Origin of the sequence: Mucilaginibacter sp., assembly GCF_025359345.1 — a bacterium.
Lineage (GTDB): Bacteria > Bacteroidota > Bacteroidia > Sphingobacteriales > Sphingobacteriaceae > Mucilaginibacter.
This window is the reverse complement of the sequence record NZ_JANYGQ010000031.1, coordinates 13,975-32,879: the sequence shown is the minus strand read 5'-3', so window position 1 is coordinate 32,879 and position 18,905 is coordinate 13,975. Positions and strand designations below refer to the sequence as shown.

General features: G+C 44.2%; 17 protein-coding genes. 5 read left to right on the top strand and 12 right to left on the bottom strand.

Going from position 1 to position 18,905, the window contains the following annotated elements; all coding sequences use genetic code 11:
- Positions 1 to 5 precede the first annotated feature (5 nt).
- On the top strand, positions 6 to 251 hold the full coding sequence (locus Q0R52_RS20225; RefSeq protein WP_295797685.1) for an acyl carrier protein: 246 nt from the start codon (positions 6 to 8) through the stop codon (positions 249 to 251).
- 78 nt (positions 252 to 329) lie between these two features.
- Here the strand turns inward: Q0R52_RS20225 and Q0R52_RS20220 are convergent, their stop codons facing one another.
- Both Q0R52_RS20220 and Q0R52_RS20215 read right to left on the bottom strand, forming a co-directional pair.
- A complete protein-coding gene (locus Q0R52_RS20220; protein ID WP_295797683.1) occupies positions 330 to 2,726 on the bottom strand; it encodes a M1 family metallopeptidase in 2,397 nt (798 codons plus the stop codon).
- Positions 2,727 to 2,876: 150 nt separating this feature from the next.
- Positions 2,877 to 3,455 (bottom strand): HupE/UreJ family protein, encoded by a 579-nt coding sequence (locus Q0R52_RS20215; protein ID WP_295797680.1) that lies wholly within the window; start codon positions 3,453 to 3,455, stop codon positions 2,877 to 2,879.
- Positions 3,456 to 3,521: 66 nt separating this feature from the next.
- On the opposite strand from Q0R52_RS20215, the gene Q0R52_RS20210 reads away from it, so the two are divergent.
- From Q0R52_RS20210 to Q0R52_RS20200, 3 genes are all read left to right on the top strand, one after another.
- Complete coding sequence (locus Q0R52_RS20210; RefSeq protein ID WP_295797677.1) at positions 3,522 to 4,046, top strand: DUF6702 family protein; 525 nt, start codon at positions 3,522 to 3,524, stop codon at positions 4,044 to 4,046.
- Between the two features lie 103 nt (positions 4,047 to 4,149).
- Positions 4,150 to 4,719 carry a type II CAAX endopeptidase family protein gene (locus Q0R52_RS20205; RefSeq protein WP_295797674.1) on the top strand — a complete coding sequence of 190 codons (570 nt, stop codon included), beginning with the start codon at positions 4,150 to 4,152 and terminating at the stop codon, positions 4,717 to 4,719.
- A 189-nt stretch (positions 4,720 to 4,908) separates the two neighbouring features.
- Entirely contained in the window at positions 4,909 to 6,006 is a 1,098-nt protein-coding gene (locus tag Q0R52_RS20200) for a kelch repeat-containing protein (protein ID WP_295797670.1), read from the top strand.
- A gap of 189 nt (positions 6,007 to 6,195) precedes the next feature.
- Here Q0R52_RS20200 and Q0R52_RS20195 read toward each other — a convergent pair whose 3' ends face one another.
- From Q0R52_RS20195 to Q0R52_RS20185, 3 genes are all read right to left on the bottom strand, one after another.
- Complete coding sequence (locus tag Q0R52_RS20195; RefSeq protein ID WP_295797667.1) at positions 6,196 to 7,173, bottom strand: hypothetical protein; 978 nt, start codon at positions 7,171 to 7,173, stop codon at positions 6,196 to 6,198.
- 129 nt (positions 7,174 to 7,302) lie between these two features.
- On the bottom strand, positions 7,303 to 8,466 hold the full coding sequence (locus Q0R52_RS20190; protein ID WP_295797665.1) for an aminotransferase class I/II-fold pyridoxal phosphate-dependent enzyme: 1,164 nt from the start codon (positions 8,464 to 8,466) through the stop codon (positions 7,303 to 7,305).
- 1 nt (position 8,467) lies between these two features.
- Entirely contained in the window at positions 8,468 to 9,805 is a 1,338-nt protein-coding gene (locus Q0R52_RS20185) for an APC family permease (protein ID WP_295797662.1), read from the bottom strand.
- A 111-nt stretch (positions 9,806 to 9,916) separates the two neighbouring features.
- On the opposite strand from Q0R52_RS20185, the gene Q0R52_RS20180 reads away from it, so the two are divergent.
- Positions 9,917 to 10,609: a hypothetical protein gene (locus Q0R52_RS20180; RefSeq protein ID WP_295797660.1), complete on the top strand. Its 693-nt coding sequence runs from the start codon at positions 9,917 to 9,919 to the stop codon at positions 10,607 to 10,609.
- A 47-nt stretch (positions 10,610 to 10,656) separates the two neighbouring features.
- Here the strand turns inward: Q0R52_RS20180 and Q0R52_RS20175 are convergent, their stop codons facing one another.
- The 7 genes from Q0R52_RS20175 to Q0R52_RS20145 form a co-directional block, all read right to left on the bottom strand.
- On the bottom strand, positions 10,657 to 11,568 hold the full coding sequence (locus Q0R52_RS20175; protein WP_295797658.1) for a hypothetical protein: 912 nt from the start codon (positions 11,566 to 11,568) through the stop codon (positions 10,657 to 10,659).
- 3 nt (positions 11,569 to 11,571) lie between these two features.
- Positions 11,572 to 13,011 (bottom strand): MBOAT family O-acyltransferase, encoded by a 1,440-nt coding sequence (locus Q0R52_RS20170; protein ID WP_295797654.1) that lies wholly within the window; start codon positions 13,009 to 13,011, stop codon positions 11,572 to 11,574.
- A 6-nt stretch (positions 13,012 to 13,017) separates the two neighbouring features.
- On the bottom strand, positions 13,018 to 13,398 hold the full coding sequence (locus tag Q0R52_RS20165; protein WP_295797651.1) for a VOC family protein: 381 nt from the start codon (positions 13,396 to 13,398) through the stop codon (positions 13,018 to 13,020).
- Between the two features lie 139 nt (positions 13,399 to 13,537).
- The gene (locus tag Q0R52_RS20160; protein WP_295797648.1) at positions 13,538 to 14,659 is read right to left on the bottom strand and encodes a hypothetical protein; all 1,122 of its coding nucleotides are present in this window, start codon (positions 14,657 to 14,659) and stop codon (positions 13,538 to 13,540) included.
- 30 nt (positions 14,660 to 14,689) lie between these two features.
- A complete protein-coding gene (locus Q0R52_RS20155; RefSeq protein WP_295797646.1) occupies positions 14,690 to 15,811 on the bottom strand; it encodes an SPFH domain-containing protein in 1,122 nt (373 codons plus the stop codon).
- Between the two features lie 121 nt (positions 15,812 to 15,932).
- On the bottom strand, positions 15,933 to 17,132 hold the full coding sequence (locus Q0R52_RS20150; RefSeq protein WP_295797642.1) for a threonine synthase: 1,200 nt from the start codon (positions 17,130 to 17,132) through the stop codon (positions 15,933 to 15,935).
- Positions 17,133 to 17,243: 111 nt separating this feature from the next.
- Positions 17,244 to 18,872: a M28 family peptidase gene (locus tag Q0R52_RS20145; RefSeq protein WP_295797639.1), complete on the bottom strand. Its 1,629-nt coding sequence runs from the start codon at positions 18,870 to 18,872 to the stop codon at positions 17,244 to 17,246.
- Positions 18,873 to 18,905 lie beyond the last annotated feature (33 nt).

Here is an 18,905-nt window from a genome sequence, read left to right as displayed (position 1 = left end):
CCCCTATGGAGAGGAACGAAATACTAAATACCGTTAACAATGTTTTCATTGACGTGCTGGATGATGATAACCTTGTTTTAACCGAAGCCACAACCGCCAACGACGTAGAAGAATGGGATTCGTTAAACCATATCCAATTGGTGGTGGCTATTGAGCGGCAATTTAAAATCCGCTTTGCATCGCAAGAAATTTTGAGCTGGCAAAACGTTGGCGAAATGGTTGATTCGATAGCTGCCAAATTAAACCTGTAGACATCCCGACAACAAAAAAAGCCGTTAACCATTTTCATGATTAACGACTTATGCAAAGGGTTTTGGGTTTGATTATCTTTATTTGCTGCCAGACACCTGCATTGGGTTTACACCCACTGACTGGCCCCTTGCAGCGGCGGCACTAACTTTTTGTTTAAACACCTGGAATTTTGATGGCTCCGGCATTTTGCCCCAATAATTATTGCTTTCGTCAATATCTGCGGTTTCGCGCATTGGGTCAAGTTTAATCGAAGCCACTTCTTTATCCTGTATGTAGAATTTGGAAGCGTGTTTTTCATTAAGCCTCCAGATTTGCGCTGGTATGCGGTCAACAGTTTTCGTACCATCGGCAAAGGTAAACTCAACAATAATAGGCATTACCAGGCCGCCTTTGTTGCCAAAGTCAAGCTGATAGAAGTATTTGCCGGCGTATTTGGTTTTATCCTCGTCGGTCATGGCTTCGGCCATGGCGCTCTGTTGAGGAGTAGCAAGTTCTTTGGTCATGTTGTTGAATTTGGTGGTATCAACAGCAGCCAGGCCACGGTCGTATTTGTAATAAAAATCCTGCACCGAAGGGTCCTGGTCAACATAAAACTTAATGTTTTTGTCTTCGCGGTTGCGGATTTTTGAGATATCATCGAAATCATTAACAGCGGGTGCATCAGCTTTTCTTGCTGCCCTGCGGTTAAACTGCGGCATTTTTCCATTCAAATCAGCTTTGGCTACTTTTACCGAATCAAGCGAAATATCGCAAGGCTCGATACCGTAGAACCAACCTCTCCAAAACCAATCCAGGTTTTCGCCACTGGCATCGCCCATGGTGCGGAAAAAGTCGGCCGGGGTTGGGTGTTTAAATTCCCAACGTTTGGCATATTCTTTAAAGGCGTAGTCGAATAATTTACGGCCCATAATGGTTTCGCGCAAAATATTCAGCGCAGTAGCCGGTTTGGTATAAGCATTCGGCCCAAAGCGAACAATGTTTTCCGAGTTCGACATTACCGGCTCCAACTCGTTTTTAGGCAGTTTCATGTAGTCGGTAATGGTATAGGCCGCACCTTTTTTGCTTGGATATTTGTTATCCCAAAGTTCCTCGGTAAGGTACTCCATAAACGAGTTAAGACCCTCATCCATCCATGTCCACTGGCGTTCGTCGCTGTTTACAATCATCGGGAAAAAGTTGTGGCCAACTTCGTGGATTACCACACCAATCATCCCGTTTTTGGTGCTTTCGCTGTAAGTTCCATCCTTTTCGGTACGGCCGTAGTTAAAGCAAATCATCGGGTATTCCATACCATTTGCGGCTTCAACACTTTGTGCAACTGGATAAGGGAACGGAAAAGTAAAGCTCGAGTAGCTTTTTACGGTGTGTGCAACCAATTTGGTCGACAGCTTGCGGTACAAGTTGTATGCCTCTTTGCCATAATAGCTCATACACATAACGGTTTTGCCGCTTACCTTTTGGCCCATACCATCCCACACAAACTTACGCGACGAACCCCATGCAAAGTCGCGCACGTTGTTGGCCTGGAACACCCAGGTCTTTTTGGCAGTAGTAGGTGATGTTTCGCGTTTTTTAGCTTCGTCAAGTGTTACAATTTCAACAGGCTCGCTTGAAGTTTTGGCTTTGTTATATCGGGCAAGTTGAGTTGGTGTTAATACCGCTGCATAGTTAATACATTCGCCTGTTGCTCCGATAACGTGATCTGCCGGTACGGTCATCTGTACTTTAAAGTTACCGAAGGTTAAGGCAAATTCCCCCCTGCCGGTAAACTGGTGGTTTTGCCACCCCTGGAAATCGCTGTAAACGCAAAGGCGCGGGTACCACTGCGTCATGGTGAACAGGTAGTTACCATCACCAGGGAAATACTCATATCCGCCGCGACCGCCGAGGCTCATCCTGTCGGATATTTTATAGTTCCATTTTACCGTAAATATCATTTTTGTGCCCGGCTTCATAGAGGCAGGCAAATCAATTCGCAGCATGGTTTTGTTAACTATGTAGGGCAGGCTTTTGCCAAGCGCATCAGTAATGCTCATTATTTTATCGCCGTAGCCATTATCGCCGGCAGTTTTCGCAGCCCTGTCCAGCTGTAAGGTACCTGCCCCGCGCGGCATAAGCGAACTTTGCTGATAGTTGGCATTGTCGTTGTTGTTATGCTCGTTTTCGTCCAGTTGCAGCCAGATGTAATCAAGCGGGTCGGGTGAGTTGTTATAGTAGGTGATGGTTTCGCTGCCCGTAAGCTTCAGGTTCTTTTCGTCCAGGTCGCATTTGATGTCGTAATCTGCACGTTGCTGCCAGTACTTGGTTCCGGGCGCGCCGCTGGCGGTGCGCTGCTCATTGGGCGTATTTAAAATAGTGCCCAACTGTTCAAATTTGTTGCCATGATTACTGGTAGGATTGTTTTGAATATCCTGCGCCTTTACAAAAGCGCCAATAGCCAAGGTGCAAAAAAGTGAGGTAAAAACTTTTTTCATTGTTAATTATTATTTGTTTAGTCAGTTTACTAGTTAGTCGAAAATTCGGAAAAGACCGAAATTCCAAAAGAAAATTGGTGCTGTTATAACCCGAAATTATCATTCCGTATTAAAATATAAAATCCGAAATCGAAATTCCGAAATCCGAAATCAAAAAGGCAATCTCTCCCAAGCCATCTTTAAAGATAATGCAAAAACGCCAGCCGACAAGAAAAATACCCAGTCCCGGCGTTTCACCTTGATAACATTTAAGAACAGCACACCAATTATCAATATAATAGCCACCACCACAATTTGGCCGGCTTCCAGCCCGATATTAAATCCAAACAAACCTAAACCAATGGTTTGATCCTTTGCCAGCATTATGCGGATAGCGTTTGCAAAACCCATCCCGTGGATAAGGCCGAAACACAATGCAAGATAATAATTTATCTTCGCACTTGTATCCCTCCGGTTTATCTGAAATATATTATTCAGTGCTGTAATAAATATGGTGCAGGGTATCAAAAACTCCACCCATTTGCTCGAAAACCGTATCACATCATAAACGCTTAAAGCCAGCGTTAATGAATGGCCAATGGTAAAAGCTGTAACCAGTATCAGTACCCGTTTAATATCGCGGATCGAAAATACGCATGCCAGGGCAAGAATGAACAACTGATGGTCGAGGGCATCGGCACTAATGATGTGCTGCCAACCCATCTTAAAATAAAAAGCAAAGTCGGACATTGCGAACTAACCGATTTAAGCGCTAAATTTAAGCCGTTTTTTTAACTATAAAAACCAGGGTACCTTATGTGGGCTTTTATTTATCAACCGTTACTATATTGTTACATTGCTTTGGGTATTGCGCTACCGGCAAAGCCATTAAAAAAGGCTTTCCACCCTATCCACGTAAGCACCACCAACATCAGCTATAACAACCAGGACAGTAAGCTGGAAATCATCTGCACGATTTTTACCGACGATTTTGAAGCTGCGCTGGCCAAACAATACCACGCAAAAACCGACCTTACCAAAGCTGAAATGCATGCCGCCATGGATGCACTGGTAAAAAAATACGTAACCGGTAACCTGCAGGTTAAAACCGGCACTGCTCCATTAAACCTTAATTACCTCGGCTTCGAAATTAACAAAGAGGCGACCGATGTTTATATTGAAACCGACAAAACACCCCCGGTTAAAAAAATTGCTGTCGACGTAAGCCTGCTGCACAACCAGTTTGACGACCAGATAAACATTGTGCACATCACCATAAACGGCGTACGAAAAAGCGAAAAGCTGGATTACCCCGACAAAAGATTGGAGCAGGCATTTTGAGGGGGCTATGGCAAATCACTCCCGCGTTACTAGCAAAATAAGGGTATTAACAGGTATAGGACTGTGTATGCTTTTAATTGTGTTTATAAATCTCCCACAAGGCATGCTACCTTTTCATTCGGCGACGTCAAACGCCGGCAGGTTTTTAATATCTCGCGGGCTAATTTGGACTTTTTTTACAGCCATATATTTGTGGGCGTTAAAAATTGAAAGAGTCTCCTTTTTGTTATTGGATGAAAGGCGGTACACCTTTGATTTTTATATTATATGGATAGTGGTGCTGTTAGCATCAAATTACGTCATCGCCGGTATAATTAGTACGCCACTAAACAACCTCCATTGGAATAATTCGCAACAACAGGTACTTAAATTATATCATCTGCCTCCAACACTAAAGCTTTTTGGTGTAATAACAGCGTCCATAACCGAGGAACTGATTTTCAGAGGGTATTTAATTCCCAGGATACAGCTCTTTTTCGAAGATGCGAGATACGGAATTGTGTTATCAGCCCTCGCCTTTTCACTTGGTCACTTAGGATACGGTACTATGGGCTATATACTTTACACCCTTGCGTTCGGTATATTGTTTGGCTGGCATTACCAAAAATATCGCAACATAAAAATTTTGATAGCCTGCCATTTCTTACTGGATTATTATTTGTTACTATTTTAAATTTGATTTAACTGAAAGGCAACCTAACTACCTATCTTACAGCATTGTTAAGTACAAGCAATTAAACTATTTTCTTTTAAAACAGCTGTATCAAAACGGTGTTCTTACCCGTAATTAACAATACAATCATTGCATTTGCCGTTATTATACCGATGCTTTTGGTTGCTTTATTATATTAAACTTTACTGTATGAAAAAGGTATCCTCACTTATTTGCGCCGCTGTTTTACTGGCGACGATTAGTTCATGTTCAAATAAAAGCACACCGGCGCCACCCGTGGACAACAGTGGCGGCTTTACAAAAATAACTTTTAACGGCACGGGCGATATGACCGTAGCGCGCAGCAATTTTGCGGGTGCCGGTATTGGCGGGGCTGCTTTTTTTGCAGGCGGCAGCGCCGATAATGGCGCTACTTTTTCAAAAGTTGTAGATGTGTACGATGTGCTTGGAAACAGGTGGTTTGCAGGTAATTTAAGTGAAGCACGGTATATGCTCGCTGGCGCAGGTGGTGGTGGTAAAGTTGCTTTTGGCGGCGGAAAAGGGGCAACAGGCGTTTCAAAAACAGTTGATATTTTCGACGCAAACAAAAACGTTTGGACTACCGCTCAGCTAAGCGAAGCCCGGGCCGGGCTTGCAGCTGCATCTTTAGGTAATATAATAATTTTTGCCGGAGGAAAAGGTGCGGCAGGCGTTTCAAAAACAGTCGACATATACAATGCGCTAACTAACACCTGGACAACCGCTCAGCTTAGTGTTGCACGCACAGGCCTTGCGGCAGCTGCGGCGGGCAGCAAAATCATTTTCGCTGGTGGCGACAATGATGCAGGCGTGCCTTTAAATACCGTCGACATTTATGATATTAACACACAGGCCTGGACAACAGCTACGCTGAGCAGCGCCAAAGACCATTTTGCAGGAGCAGGCGCAGGCACTAAAATTGTCTTCGCAGGTGGAAACACCGCGGCAGCGGGCTTAGTAAACACCGCCGACATCTATGACACCTCAACCAACACATGGACAACCAGCCAACTTTCTGAAGCACGTGAAGACCTCGCGGCTGCCGGCATCCCCAACAAAATTGTTTTTGGTGGAGGTTATAAAGGCTCCGGGTCATCAACCGTGGTTGATGTTTATGATATTAAAAGCGGCACATGGAGCACCCTTTCAATAAATAACGGGCGAAACTTGCTGGCCGCTGCAGCTGCCGACTTTGATATTGTATTTGCCGGTGGTCAATCAACAGGCGGCCCTTCAAAAGAGGCAGACGTGTTTACACTTTCCAACTAATTTAAAGTTGGTATACTTGCGCAACCGCACCATTTTTAAATGCGGTTGTGCTCACCAATTCCAGGGGAAATAAGGACAAGGCTTAACAAAGTATTCACGAAAGCTGAGATCTTTTGCCACGCCGCACAATACGTTATGCTGCGCTACCCCCCCCCAGCTAATCCTAAAATCCTATCAATCCAATAAATCTTAGTTTTTTTTAACCCCTGTTACTTTCAAAATAACAATGCTTTTGTGTGGAATGCCGAGCGTTTTCCCGGGTGTGGTGTTAAGGTAAAGCTTAAGGTAGCCGTCGGTAATACCCTTCATAGCATCATCACTAGCCTTTTTAAACTCGGGATAAGTAAACGTTAGTGTTTTACGGAAAGTAATTGTACCTTTTTCGTCAACAAATGCCGAGTAGGAGTAGTAAAAATCGGTGTAAGCTTTGTGAATGGTAATATCATAAGTCGGCGAAAGATAATCATCAAACCCCATGCCTCCATCTAAGTCATTATCGGGCGTTACATATTTTTTAACCGAAATTAATGGTGTCTTCGGCGTTAAAACTACAGGTTCGGTACCCGCAAAGGCGCTATCGATTACTTTATCAGCCAGCGCAATTTTGGCTTTTATATAAGCAGTATCTTTCCTGCTGGGCCTCCACACTTTTGAGGGCTCAGTATGCAGCACATTTTTTATGTAATCGTTAGTGTAAAACGTCATAAAAACATGCGTTTTCTCTTCTTGTATAATATTATCGTGTACATGAAGCACCATAAACTGCATGCTATCCTTTTTAATATATTTAAGCTTAAGCCATGCCCAGGCCACGTTGTAAACCGAGTCATGATCGAAAACCACAGGAGTGTTCATAAACCTCTTCTTTTTCGGGCTGTAAATATTTACCGAATCGGTAGATGGGAAAGATATTTGCCACTCGGGCACCAACTGGTAACCAACCCGGCTAAACGACAGGCCGTTATCAAACGTACGTTTAACCTCAGTATATTTTATCCCCTTTATACTTTTTAGCAGGGCCTGCGCTTTTACTTTATCAACCTGTAGCTTTTCCTTGAACTTTACCCTTTCCGGTACATGATGACGGCACGAAACCATCCCTAATGGAAAAACGATTAATAAAATATATAAATATTGGGGGATATGCTTGCGGACAACTATGTTCATATACAATATTCGCGACTCTTTCAATAAAGCCGCTAAAATAACAAAATGTGTTAACGGATTGATTAAAAACTAATGCCGGGCGATATTGTTTCTCGCTATTTTTTCAGCAGAACACGTGCAGTTCATTAATTAATCAACCAACGCCAGCGCCTGTTCCAAATCCCTTATCAAATAATCCGCGTCTTCAAGCCCGGCATACATCCGGATTAACTGGTGACGCAGGTTGCTGGGGTCGTAATCATTTTTGGCTACACCTGCTATGGCGGGTATTATTAAACTCTCGTGCCCACCCCATGATACGGCCATTAAAATATGCTTCAAGCCGTCGCAAAAGGTTTCTATTTTTTGTACCGATGAGTTCTTTAGCGTAAAACTAAACATACTGCCGCAACCCTGCATTTGTTTTTTTGCCAGTTCTGCCTGTTTAAAACCGGGCAAAAATGGCCACAGTATTTTGTCTATTGCAGGATGTTGCTGCAACCATGCCGTAACGATTTTGGCGGTTTCAAAGCTGCGCTGCATACGCAAGGGCAGCGTACGCAGTCCCCTGATAAGCAACCAGGCTGAGTGCGGCGAAAGTGCGGGGCCGATATTCAAAAATTCATTGTTAAATATCTTTTTTATCAATTCGTGGCTGCCGGTTACCACACCTGCCACCACGTCCGAATGCCCGCCCAGGTATTTGGTTGCCGATTGCGCCACCAGATCAATCCCCAGGGCAATAGGCTGCTGGTAAAGGGGACCGCAATAACTGTTATCAATCATGGTGATGATGCCTTTTGATTTGGCTATATCGGCAACTGCTTTCAGGTCCTGCAACTCATAGCTAAAGGTATTGGGGCTTTCAAGGTAGATGAGTTTAGTATTGGATTGGATGGCATTTTCAATTTGCTGCAAGTCGCTGCCATCAACATAAGTTGCAGTAATGCCAAATTTTGGCAGCAGGTTATTAAAAAGCTTTATGGTCCAGCTATAGGGATTTTCAACAACCACCGCATGGTCGCCTTGTTGCAGCAGTGCAAGTATGGGAACGGTAACAGCTGCTATGCCGCTGCTGAAAACCAGGGCGTCTTCCGCTCCATCAAGCGCGGCCAGCTTTTTACGCAAAATATTAATAGTTGGATTTTGCCCGCGCGAATACAACATCGCGTCAAATTCTTCGGCCAGGGCTACCCGGAAATCGCTTACGCTATTAAAAGTAAAATTGCTGGTTTGAATGATAGGCGGCGATACGGCGTTAAAGTAGTCGCCCCGTTCTTCGCCAAGTTCATTCAGTATATACGATAGTTCCATGTTATGTTATTGTCCCTTGTTTCTTCTTGTAAGTGCACGCGTAATAAATAATCAGCCCAACAGCGTATGTCGCCAGGCAGATCAGCGCAGCATATGGATTTTCTTTAAAAGTGATAAAAATATTAATGGTTACAAACCAGTACGAAATTATAAAAACCACCGGTACAAACGGAAACCATTTGATAGTGTAAATACCTGTACCATCAAGTTCTTTGGTTTTTTTGCGCAGGATGAATATCGCGACAGCCGCCAGCGAAAGACCTATGGTATCAAAAAACATTACATATTTTAGCATCTCGCTAAACTTCGATACAAAAAACAGCACCACAACTACCGCCGCCACAAAAAACGACATCCCGAATTCCTGCACCTGTGTTTTGGGGTTAACCTTTTTAAATATAGGCGGTAAAATACCATCCTCGGCCATAGCATAATATACGCGCGGGTTGGCCAGCACATTCACATTTACAAAAGCCAGCACCGATAAAAATATCATCAGCGAAGTAACCTTGTAGCCGGTATCGCCAAAAATAACCCCCACCATTTTTGCAGCCAGCGATGGTGTTTGCTGCAGGCCGCCAATACCCAAAACATGGTAATAAGCATAATTAATACCCAGGTACATAGCCAGTATTACAAACATGCCTGCCGCAATGGCCTTCGGAATATTGCGTTTGGCGTTAATAATATCGCCGCCAAAATTGATGGTTTGCTGGTAGCCGCCATAGCAAAAAAACACGGCAACCAGGCTTAAACCAACCGAAGTAATAATGTTACCGCTATATGGCACAGCCTGGATGCTTACCGGGTTCACATTACTTTTAAATACGGTTGAGCAGATAAGCAGTATCATGCTCAGTTTAAATATTATCAGCAGGTTTTGGGTGCGGGCGCTCATTTTAATGCCCAAAAAGTTAATTACGTATAAAATGAGCACCGAGCCAATGGTGATAATTTTGGTTCCCAAATCATTCTGCAAACTTTCGGGGAGCAAAAAAGGCCTGATATAGTCGGCCCCAATAAGAGCAACCGCCCCAACCGATGCCGCGTTGCTGATAACCAGAACCCAGTTAATCATAAATGCAAACGCAGGGTGGTAGCAATACGAAAAAACTTTGTAAAAGCCGCCGGTAGCCGGGTAACGTGCGCCAATTTCCGCAAAGGTGAGTGCGCCGCAAAAACTAATCAGTCCGCCAAATATCCACGCGCCAAAAAAAACCCAGGCATTGCCCGCTTTTATGGCAACTTCGCCAGGTGCGGCAAAAATACCCATGCCTATTACCAGGCTAATAACGATCATGGTAAGGTCGAAACGGTTAAGGATGGGCTTGATACTCATGTGAAAAATATGCGATTTGTTTGTTTTAAGATTTATTTTTTAAATTAATATTTTAAATTTGTTAGCTTTAGATCCCTGTTAATTAATAATAATTCTATTGTTTGCGCGGTAATGAAGATTGGTTTTAAGCAAATTAAGCAAATATTAGTTACCGCAATACTTTTGCTCAGTATTTCGCAGGCGATTGCGCAGCCAAAACAGTCGGTTACAGTTGTGAAACGATCTGCGCCTGCGGTTAAGCCGGCCCCTATGAGCCACCAGCTTGCCGAATTTATAAAGCTTGCTACCCACGCTGACGTGAATTTTAGGTTCCCCAGAGGCTTTAAAGAAATTAAAGCACCCGATAATGAAGATCTTTCGTTCGACTATGCCATGACACTGCCGGGCAAGGATTTTGAAATATGGTTGCAGGTAAAATCGCAAAAAGAAAACTGGGCCAGCTATCAAAATGCACAAGGCAGGCCTAATGCAGAGCTCGCCAACCCAGACTCGACTTATAATTTAATAGCACAAGCGCACGCCGCAGCATTTACTGGCGAAAATAAATTTTTCGTAAAACCTATGCCCCCTGAAGTGCTCACGCGTTATAACGCCGATGCAGGAAAATCATACCTGTTAACTTTGCTGGATATGCCGGAAACCAAACATTATAAGTACGCCCTGCTGATTACCCTTCAAAAGGATCATACCGGCATAATAGTGGCCGTCTGTTTTACCAACGATAAAGGGCCCGAATTTTTTAAGGATATGGACAGGGCTTCAAATTGCTTAAAGTTTAAGCAAGTAAAGAATTCTCAGCAGTAAATTACAACGTAGCTATTTACTGCCACCTTGTATTCCACATGTCCCATTCATTTAATCACCTTTTTTAAATCAGCAACTATTTCTTTTGTAAAAACAATGGCTCCCGCATTCTGCAAGTGATATTGGTCCACGAATAAACTGTCTGTAAAAATCGTGGTGTCGTAGTAATTCAAATAAATGCCGCCCCGGCTCTCAATAATTGAGCGGCATTTATCAAAATGTGTATTGATCCGTTGCTGGTAGTAAGCGGTATTAGCGTACGATTTTTTGATAGGCGCCTGCACAAAAATAAATTTGATGTTTTGTTGTTTTAGCCACACAGCCAAACTATCCAACCCGTTATAATTACTTTGGGTGTACTTGGTTGGAAACTCGTCGTGAGCATCCCACATTTTACGATTGATATCCTTTGGCTTAACGGTTAACGATGCGCCGCCTTGTACATCAAAACTAATGGGGTATTCAAAATATTTTCGCCATATAATTTGATGGATGGAGTTATAATTTTTGAGGTAAAAAAGTTCAGGCAGGTTGTTCCTGATAAAACCTGGCGTATTTAGATAATTTAAATATGTTGGGTTCGGCGGCGACATAAATTCGCCCAGCGAAGCGCATATAATAACATATTTAGGCCGATGCTCTGGTATAAATTTGTAAAGCATCAACCGCATATCGTTTATTTGGATGCCCCACGAGGCAAAATTATAATAAGAAGTGTCCAGGCTTTGAGTTACCAGGTCCGACTTTAGTTCATACAGTGTTATTGACGAACCAATTGCCATCAGGTTTACCTGTTTAACGTGCTGCTTTTTTATATGCCGCATTTTTGCATCGAACAAACCCGAACTGGTAACAATAGGCGCAAATCCAAGTCGGAGCAATATCCCGAAAAGGACAAAGACCGGCAGCACAAACAACATTGCCTTTATCACGAATTTATTTAACTGCCCTTTCTTCATCCTTCAAAATTTAAAATAGACAAAGTCGGTTATATTGGTGGCGCTGAATACAAGGATGAAGAGTACCAGTCCGTAGTATATTAACATCTTTGCACCTGTTTTTTCAACACCATCCATTTGCAATGCATGTTCTTTATCGCGCTGTTTCCACTCCGCAATAAACATGATGATGATGGCCAAAAGCGCAGCTGCCATATTTACCTTTTCGGTAATCACAAAGCCTTTGAATAACGATGGCGAAAATAAGCGGCGGTAATAATCAAATGCCTGGGCAAGGGTTTCGGCACGAAAAATAAGGAAGGTAAACATCAGCAGGACGAACATGCCTGCGATATTTAAAAATGTTTTAAGGACGTCTTGTGTATTTTTTTTCTTTTTACTGAGCGTGCCGTTTAATATTAGCGGGATGTACAAACAACCGTTTAAAAAACCAAAAAACACGAAAGTCCAGCTAGCGCCATGCCATATGCCAATCAGGGTAAAATTTATCAGTATAGCCAATATTAACCCGAACTTACTATAAGCACGGAAGTATACGCTTAGTGGCGTAAACACATAGTCGGTTAACCACGATGTGAGCGAGATGTGCCACCTGCGCCAAAAACCGGCAATATTTTGGGCGAAGAAAGGGTAGTTAAAGTTGCGCGTAATTTTAAAACCCAGCAGGCTTGCCAAGCCGATTGCGATATCAGAGTAGCCCGAAAAATCGGCGTAAACCTGTATAGCAAACAAAGCCATGCTGAACAGCAAAGCGCTCGCGGGCAAAGTTTGGTAATGACTAAGCACATCGTTGGTAAACGCGGCACAATTATCTGCAATTACAATTTTTTTGAACAGTCCCCACAAAATTTGGCGCAAACCGTCTGCTGCCTGGTTGTAGTCAAATGTCCTTTCTTTTTCCAGTTGAGGGATAAGCGTCTTCGGCCTGTCGATAGGCCCCGCAATAAGGCTTGGAAAAAATGCGACGTACGAGCAAAACGTAACCAGGCTAGTTGTTGGCTGTATCTTTCCATTTTTAATATCCAGCAAATAACTGATTATACGAAAGGTGTAAAAGCTTATGCCAAGCGGAAGGATAATATTAAGTGTTTGCACTTCAACCTTCACATTAAACCAGGCAAAAGCGCCTGCCATCGACCCAACAAGAAAATTAAAATATTTAAAAAACACCAGGCAGCCCAACCCTTGCAATAAGCCTATCCACAATAAAAGGCTGCGGCGTTGTTTATTGCCGGTTTTGCCAATGCCGATGCCTAAAAAATAGCTGATGATTGAGCTGCCGATGAGCAGCAAGAGAAAACGCCAATCCCACCAGGCATAAAATAGATAGCTGCCGGTTAATATTAAAAGATTTTGAAATTTGAGGCTACCGCTAAATACATACCAGTACAACAGGAAAAACACAATAAAAAAACACGCAAATAGTATGGAGGCAAACAGCATCTGCGTTTAATTTGAGTTTAGCAATTCAATCAACCCGTACGACACATTGAGGAACGCCACCAGCCGGTTACCGAACAATACAGCAGGCTTTGGCGGCGAAACTAAAAATGCGCCTTCAGCCACCAGCCGGTCTATTTCGGCTAGGATGTCATCCACCTCGAAACAAATATGGTAATACGTGATGTTTTTTTTGACGAATGTCTCCACCTGTTTGCCTGCTATCAATTCCATGTTAGTGCCATCGGCCAGGGTTAGCAAAAGCAACTCTGCATTTTGTTGGGCATCAATGACTTTGTCGGTTTGTTTAGTAATGGTGTGAATTTTAGAAATATTGGCTATTTCCTCATCAATGTTTTTGCAGGCAACACCTATGTGATGAAATTTCATACTTATTTACGCTTATGAGGGCCACTTACAGGCTGCGGCTGTATAATTACGGTACGCGGGCATACTCTATTTAGTTGCCATCGCACTTTAATAGTTTGCAACTTAGGACTTTCGACTCAAGACTCAAGACTATTCTAAATCAACCTGCATTCTTAAAATACATTACAATCCCTGCAATAACTGCCAATACAATCACAATCAGCATGATAATTTTCCCGGCGCTCCAGGGGCGTTTGCCGCTTACTTGCCCGGTGTAGCCGTTAATAGCAAACTGGTACGATTTATTTTTGTATACGTACGAACTTATCCATATCGGTAGTAAAACGTATTTAATCATAACCTCCTGCAGTTCGGTTTCCGAATTATCGATACGCTGCTCATCGCCGCCAATGTCCTGCATTATGGTGCGCTGAATAACCGGGGCCATCGATGCTTTTGAACGTTCCAGGCCATCCTGCGGACTAACCTGGTATGTTTCGGACCTGAACCCGCTGATATAACGTTCATCATATTTAACCAGCATGCTAAAGTCCCAGGCGCCAAGTTTGTTCAGCGTTTCCTGCGATACTGATGCACTGGCGCTGATGATGATATTCTTAAAAATATTGGCAACATTCCCGAAAACGGAATACCAGTTGGTGTGCCTAACTTCTCTGGTACGCTCTACCTGTTCGTCATCTACCGTTTCGTAGTAAGTTTCGGTAACGTAATAGTAATCGCCGCGTTCGCCGGTATAGTTGGTAAGGGCGTTGGCATCGTAAACCCAGTAAGGCAAATAAACCCCATCGATTGGCGATGATGCACCATTGCCTACTTTCGCAATCAGGTCGGCCGGGGCGAAGGATAAGCTTTTGAGCCAGGTTAAAAATTGATCTTTAGCCATTTGCTGGCTAACCTTAAAAGGTAAAACATAATGCGGTTTCACATATTTCTGGTTGTCCGACAAATCAACCACCAGGGCTGAACTACAGAAAGGGCATTTATCAGCAGTCTCATTTTTCTTTAAAACCGTAGTAGAACCGCAGTTATTACACCTAACTGTTTGCATTCCTTCGTCAAGAGTCGACGACTGGATACTCTCTACAAAATCGTCGAAAGCAAACGGCTCGGTGTTATGGTCGTCCAGCGTACTGATCTCGTTGGAACTGCCGCAATGGTCGCACATTAAAGTTTGCGTACCTGGCTCAAAATGCAGGGCCGCACCGCAGCCTTTGCAGTTAAGAGAATTGGTTATTACCGCAGTTTTTTCGTCGAATGCCATAAGGATGAGGTAAGGTGCTTTGGTTTATAATCAACCGGGTATTGCCGGCGGCATATTGTTAAAAATATCGGCTACTTCGGTCAAAGTGCTGGCCGCAGCCCATGCCGCCATTCCTTTTTTCCAAACCAGCGTAGCAGCGGTAATACTTTGGCCCGATGCCATGCCGCTAAGTTGCTCCATACTGTATGGCCCTTCCGACTTGCCGTTCATCACAACAAAATATTGCGGCGTCTCGGGTACAGGCGGTGGTGCAACCGGTGGGGGCGCACTTGCGGCAGGTGTAACCTGGTTATTTTGAAAAATGTTGCCCACCTGCCCCATCATCGCTGCGCCAACGCCAAGGCCCATGCCTGCTGCCCCAAGGTTGCCGCCAATGCTGTTCCCGGCCGATTTCTCAATGGCATTTGCCGCCTGGAACTGCGCGTAGGCCCCAAGATTTCCCACTATGCCCATCTCGCTCCGCTTGTCGAGCGCCTGTTCAACTTCGGGTGGCAGTGATATATTTTCGACCAAAAACTTGGTAAGATTAAGGCCCATTTCGGCAAAGTCAGGCTGAATTTTGTCGGTTATCAGTTTTGATATTTCGTCGTAGTTGCTGGAAAGGTCGAGCAGTGAAATTTTCGACTGTGCAATAGAATCCATCCCGCGCGACACTGCAATATTGCGCAATTGCCCATTTATGTCTTCAGTCAGAAAGTCGGGATTGGTGGCCGATATTTGTGTAATAAATAATTTAGGGTCGTTTATGCTAAAGTTAAATGAACCATAAGCCCGCAGCCTCACCGGCCCAAATTCAGCATCCCTGATAATTACCGGGTTTTGTGTGCCCCATTTTTGGTTAAGGAACATGCGTGTGCTCACAAAATAAACATCAGCTTTAAACGGGCTGTTAAAGCCATATTTCCAACTTTTCAGGTCGGTCAAAATCGGCATATTTTGCGTATTCAGCGTGTACAGGCCCGGTCCGAAAACGTCGGCGATTTTGCCTTCGTTCATAAAAACAGCCACCTGGCTCTCCCGTACGGTGAGCTTGGCACCCATCTTAATTTCGTTATCCTGCCGCGGAAACTTCCAGATAATGGTATTATTGGAAGCATCCACCCATTCAATAACATCAATAAACTGTTTCATCAACCTGTCAAAAATTCCCATGGCGTTTTTGGTTTTAGGATTTATCGCTTAAAAATATAAAATATTTTTATTTGTGGGGGAGGTTAGGGGATTTATTGAGCGGCGTTATAGATTTTGTCGTTGCTTTTTAATGCATATCGATTTAATGAATATCGATATTCTCCAAATACTTATACCCACTCCCCGTATTTATCATCAATACCTTCTCCCCTGCTTCAATCCAACCGGTGGCTTTTAGCTTTTTAAAAGCCTGCCATAGTGCAGCGCCCTCAGGAGCCATCAGCATGCCTTCGTTGCGGGCAATTTCTTTTAGGGCAGCACTCATTTCATGGTCACTTATGGTAATGGCTGCTCCGTTACTTTCACGCAGTACTTTCAGTATTTGTCTATCGGCATAAGGTTTAGGCACACGCAGGCCGTTGGCAATGGTAAAACCACCATCGGCAAATTCAGACACCGGCAACCCTGCATTAAATGCGCTGACTATTCCGTTACAACTCTCAGATTGTACCGCAACCATGCGCGGGCGGTTGCTGCCGATCCAGCCTAATCGTTCCATCTCGTTAAATGCCTTCCACATACCAATCAGGCCCGTACCACCACCGGTAGGGTAAAGTATCACGTCCGGTAATTGCCAGTTAAATTGTTCGGCTATCTCATACCCCATGGTTTTTTTCCCTTCGAGACGGTAAGGTTCCTTTAAGGTTGATACCTGGAACCAACCATTTTGCAGGGCAAGTTCATTAACCAGTTTACCGCAATCGCTGATATTGCCGTCAATAGCCACCAGTTCAGCTCCGTACAGGCGGCACTCGTCTTTAAAAACCTGCGGAGTTAATTTAGGCATATAAACTATCGCCTTTACACCAGCCCTGGCAGCGTAAGCAGCTAATGCACCACCGGCATTACCTGCCGTGGGTGTAGCGATGGTTTCAATTCCAAGTTCTTTTGCTTTTGATACGGCAGCGCTTAATCCACGTGCCTTGAACGAGCCTGTTGGGTTACCCGACTCATCCTTCCAAAACACTTCATTATCCCCTATAAATTGTTTCAGATTTTCAATTGGGATTATCGGCGTAAAGCCCTCGCCAAGGGTTACTATGTTTTTCTCATCCAGCACAGGCAAAAGCTCTTTGTAACGCCACATATCGGCCGGGCGCTTGAGCAAAATAGATTTATCTAATCCCACATCAAGATTATAGGTTGCAAACAAAGTCGATCTGCAGGCATCATTCACACAAACCGTGTTGATTACATCACCATTGTGCACAGTGCCACATTCAGGACACGTTAAATTTTTTATTAGCGAACCGGTCCCGGTTTCAATATCAGTTACCATCATTATTATTACTGCAAAAGCAATAAAGCCGTTGCCTTACCTATCGTTTCTTTTTGCCTTGATTCTTAACTACCCGCTCTTGATTCTTGACTCTTTATTCTTGAGCTCTTGCTTCTAATTAGTCGCGAAAATATCCCCTTTGTTCCAGGTCGGCCGCGCATCGTCTTGTGCAACCAGGTAGCCAATTATAAAGTTAAGCTGGGCGTATTTTTTGCCGGCTGCAAAATCAAAAATACCATTAATATCGTCCTGTGGCTTATGATAATATTTGGCGCGCCATTTGGCCACAAAATCGTTCAGGTTGTTTTTGCCATCGGCGGTTTTGCTGCCGTATTTAATATGCAGGGCCGGTATGCCATTTACCACAAAGCTATATTGGTCGCTGCGCACAAAGCGTACTTGCTTAGGTTCGGGGTCAGGTTCAACGCCAAGGCCCAGGTAGCCCGCCGCCTGGTCAACCTGTTTCGCCAGTGAAGAGTGCTCGGCGCCCAAAGCAGTAACCGACAATAATGGGGCAATAATAGTAGGCATATCGGTATTCACATCGGCGACGATGCTCTTAACCGGCACGGTTGGGCGCGCAGCAAAATAGCCCGAGCCAAGGTCCCCAAGCTCCTCGCCGGTCAACAATACCGTGAGGATAGAACGTTTTGGTTTATTTTTAATTCCGCTGTATATTTTGGCAATTGCCATTACGCTGGCGCAGCCTGAAGCATTATCATGCGCGCCGTTGTAAATAGAGTCGCCTTCAACCGGGCGACCAATGCCCAAATGGTCGAGGTGGGCGCTGTGGACTACGTATTCGTTCTTAAGCTTAGGGTCACTGCCTTCAATTTTGCCTACTACATTGTAGCTGATGATATCGTTATAAGTTGATGCATAAGAGATTTTAACGCCAGCATCGATAACAAACGATGCGGGCTGACCACCCTTCATTTGTGCCAAAAGCGCTGGTATAGTTTTACCCGCGCCTTTTACCAGGTTATTAAATATGGGATAGCTAAACTGGCCCAGCACCTTTACATCATCTGAATAAAATGTACGCGAAATAACCACCATTCCATCTTTACCGATTACACTGTATTGGCCTCCACGTGCAGCACCAAAACGGGCAGCCGAATCGGCAGTACAGATGATAACTCCGATGGCCCCATGCTCAGTCGCAGCTTTTAATATCGATGTCGGGTTCATGGTATGCGCCATAACCGAGGAAGAAAATTTATCGGGAGCGCCGCGCACCACCAGCACCACTTTACCTTTAACATCAAGCCCGGCATAATCATCATATCCAAGCGAAGGTTCGCTGGCGCCATAGCCTGCGAAAGCAAGCTGACCGCTTAAAGTCACATCCGGTTTGGAGGGGTTTGGCAATATGTTATAGTCTTTACCAGCCGTTAATGCTACCGCGTTTTGCCCGGTTAGTGCGGCATCTGCAGTTCCGGTAGTGGCTTTGCGAAGTTTTACTTCCTGCAGCCAGGTACCGTTTTCGCCGGCGGGTTTAACGCCCATGCTTTTTAGGCGACCAACAACATAGTCAACCGCCATTTGGAAGCCTTCGGTTCCCGGGCCGCGGCCCTTTAACTTATCATCAGCCAGGTAAGCAATGTCTGCCTTAAACTGCGCAGTATCAACTTTTGCAAGCGCCTGCTCAATTTCGGCGCTTAACTTTATCTGCTGCGCGAAAACGCTGCTTGCAAACAATACTATTACAGGTATAAATAATACCTTAAAAAACTTAATCATATTTCAGGATATCGAAGTTTAATAAATACCTCA

Bases quoted from the DNA above. Each gene is read 5' to 3' on its own strand.
- Q0R52_RS20160 (WP_295797648.1), bottom strand. From the start codon at position 14,659: ATGGCATTCGACGAAAAAACTGCGGTAATAACCAATTCTCTTAACTGC.
- Q0R52_RS20155 (WP_295797646.1), bottom strand. From the start codon at position 15,811: ATGGGAATTTTTGACAGGTTGATGAAACAGTTTATTGATGTTATTGAA.
- Q0R52_RS20200 (WP_295797670.1), top strand. From the start codon at position 4,909: ATGAAAAAGGTATCCTCACTTATTTGCGCCGCTGTTTTACTGGCGACG.
- Q0R52_RS20185 (WP_295797662.1), bottom strand. From the start codon at position 9,805: ATGAGTATCAAGCCCATCCTTAACCGTTTCGACCTTACCATGATCGTT.
- Q0R52_RS20190 (WP_295797665.1), bottom strand. From the start codon at position 8,466: ATGGAACTATCGTATATACTGAATGAACTTGGCGAAGAACGGGGCGAC.
- Q0R52_RS20205 (WP_295797674.1), top strand. From the start codon at position 4,150: ATGCTACCTTTTCATTCGGCGACGTCAAACGCCGGCAGGTTTTTAATA.
- Q0R52_RS20195 (WP_295797667.1), bottom strand. From the start codon at position 7,173: ATGAACATAGTTGTCCGCAAGCATATCCCCCAATATTTATATATTTTA.
- Q0R52_RS20145 (WP_295797639.1), bottom strand. From the start codon at position 18,872: ATGATTAAGTTTTTTAAGGTATTATTTATACCTGTAATAGTATTGTTT.
- Q0R52_RS20165 (WP_295797651.1), bottom strand. From the start codon at position 13,398: ATGAAATTTCATCACATAGGTGTTGCCTGCAAAAACATTGATGAGGAA.
- Q0R52_RS20175 (WP_295797658.1), bottom strand. From the start codon at position 11,568: ATGAAGAAAGGGCAGTTAAATAAATTCGTGATAAAGGCAATGTTGTTT.
- Q0R52_RS20180 (WP_295797660.1), top strand. From the start codon at position 9,917: ATGAAGATTGGTTTTAAGCAAATTAAGCAAATATTAGTTACCGCAATA.
- Q0R52_RS20225 (WP_295797685.1), top strand. From the start codon at position 6: ATGGAGAGGAACGAAATACTAAATACCGTTAACAATGTTTTCATTGAC.
- Q0R52_RS20150 (WP_295797642.1), bottom strand. From the start codon at position 17,132: ATGATGGTAACTGATATTGAAACCGGGACCGGTTCGCTAATAAAAAAT.
- Q0R52_RS20215 (WP_295797680.1), bottom strand. From the start codon at position 3,455: ATGTCCGACTTTGCTTTTTATTTTAAGATGGGTTGGCAGCACATCATT.
- Q0R52_RS20210 (WP_295797677.1), top strand. From the start codon at position 3,522: ATGTGGGCTTTTATTTATCAACCGTTACTATATTGTTACATTGCTTTG.
- Q0R52_RS20170 (WP_295797654.1), bottom strand. From the start codon at position 13,011: ATGCTGTTTGCCTCCATACTATTTGCGTGTTTTTTTATTGTGTTTTTC.
- Q0R52_RS20220 (WP_295797683.1), bottom strand. From the start codon at position 2,726: ATGAAAAAAGTTTTTACCTCACTTTTTTGCACCTTGGCTATTGGCGCT.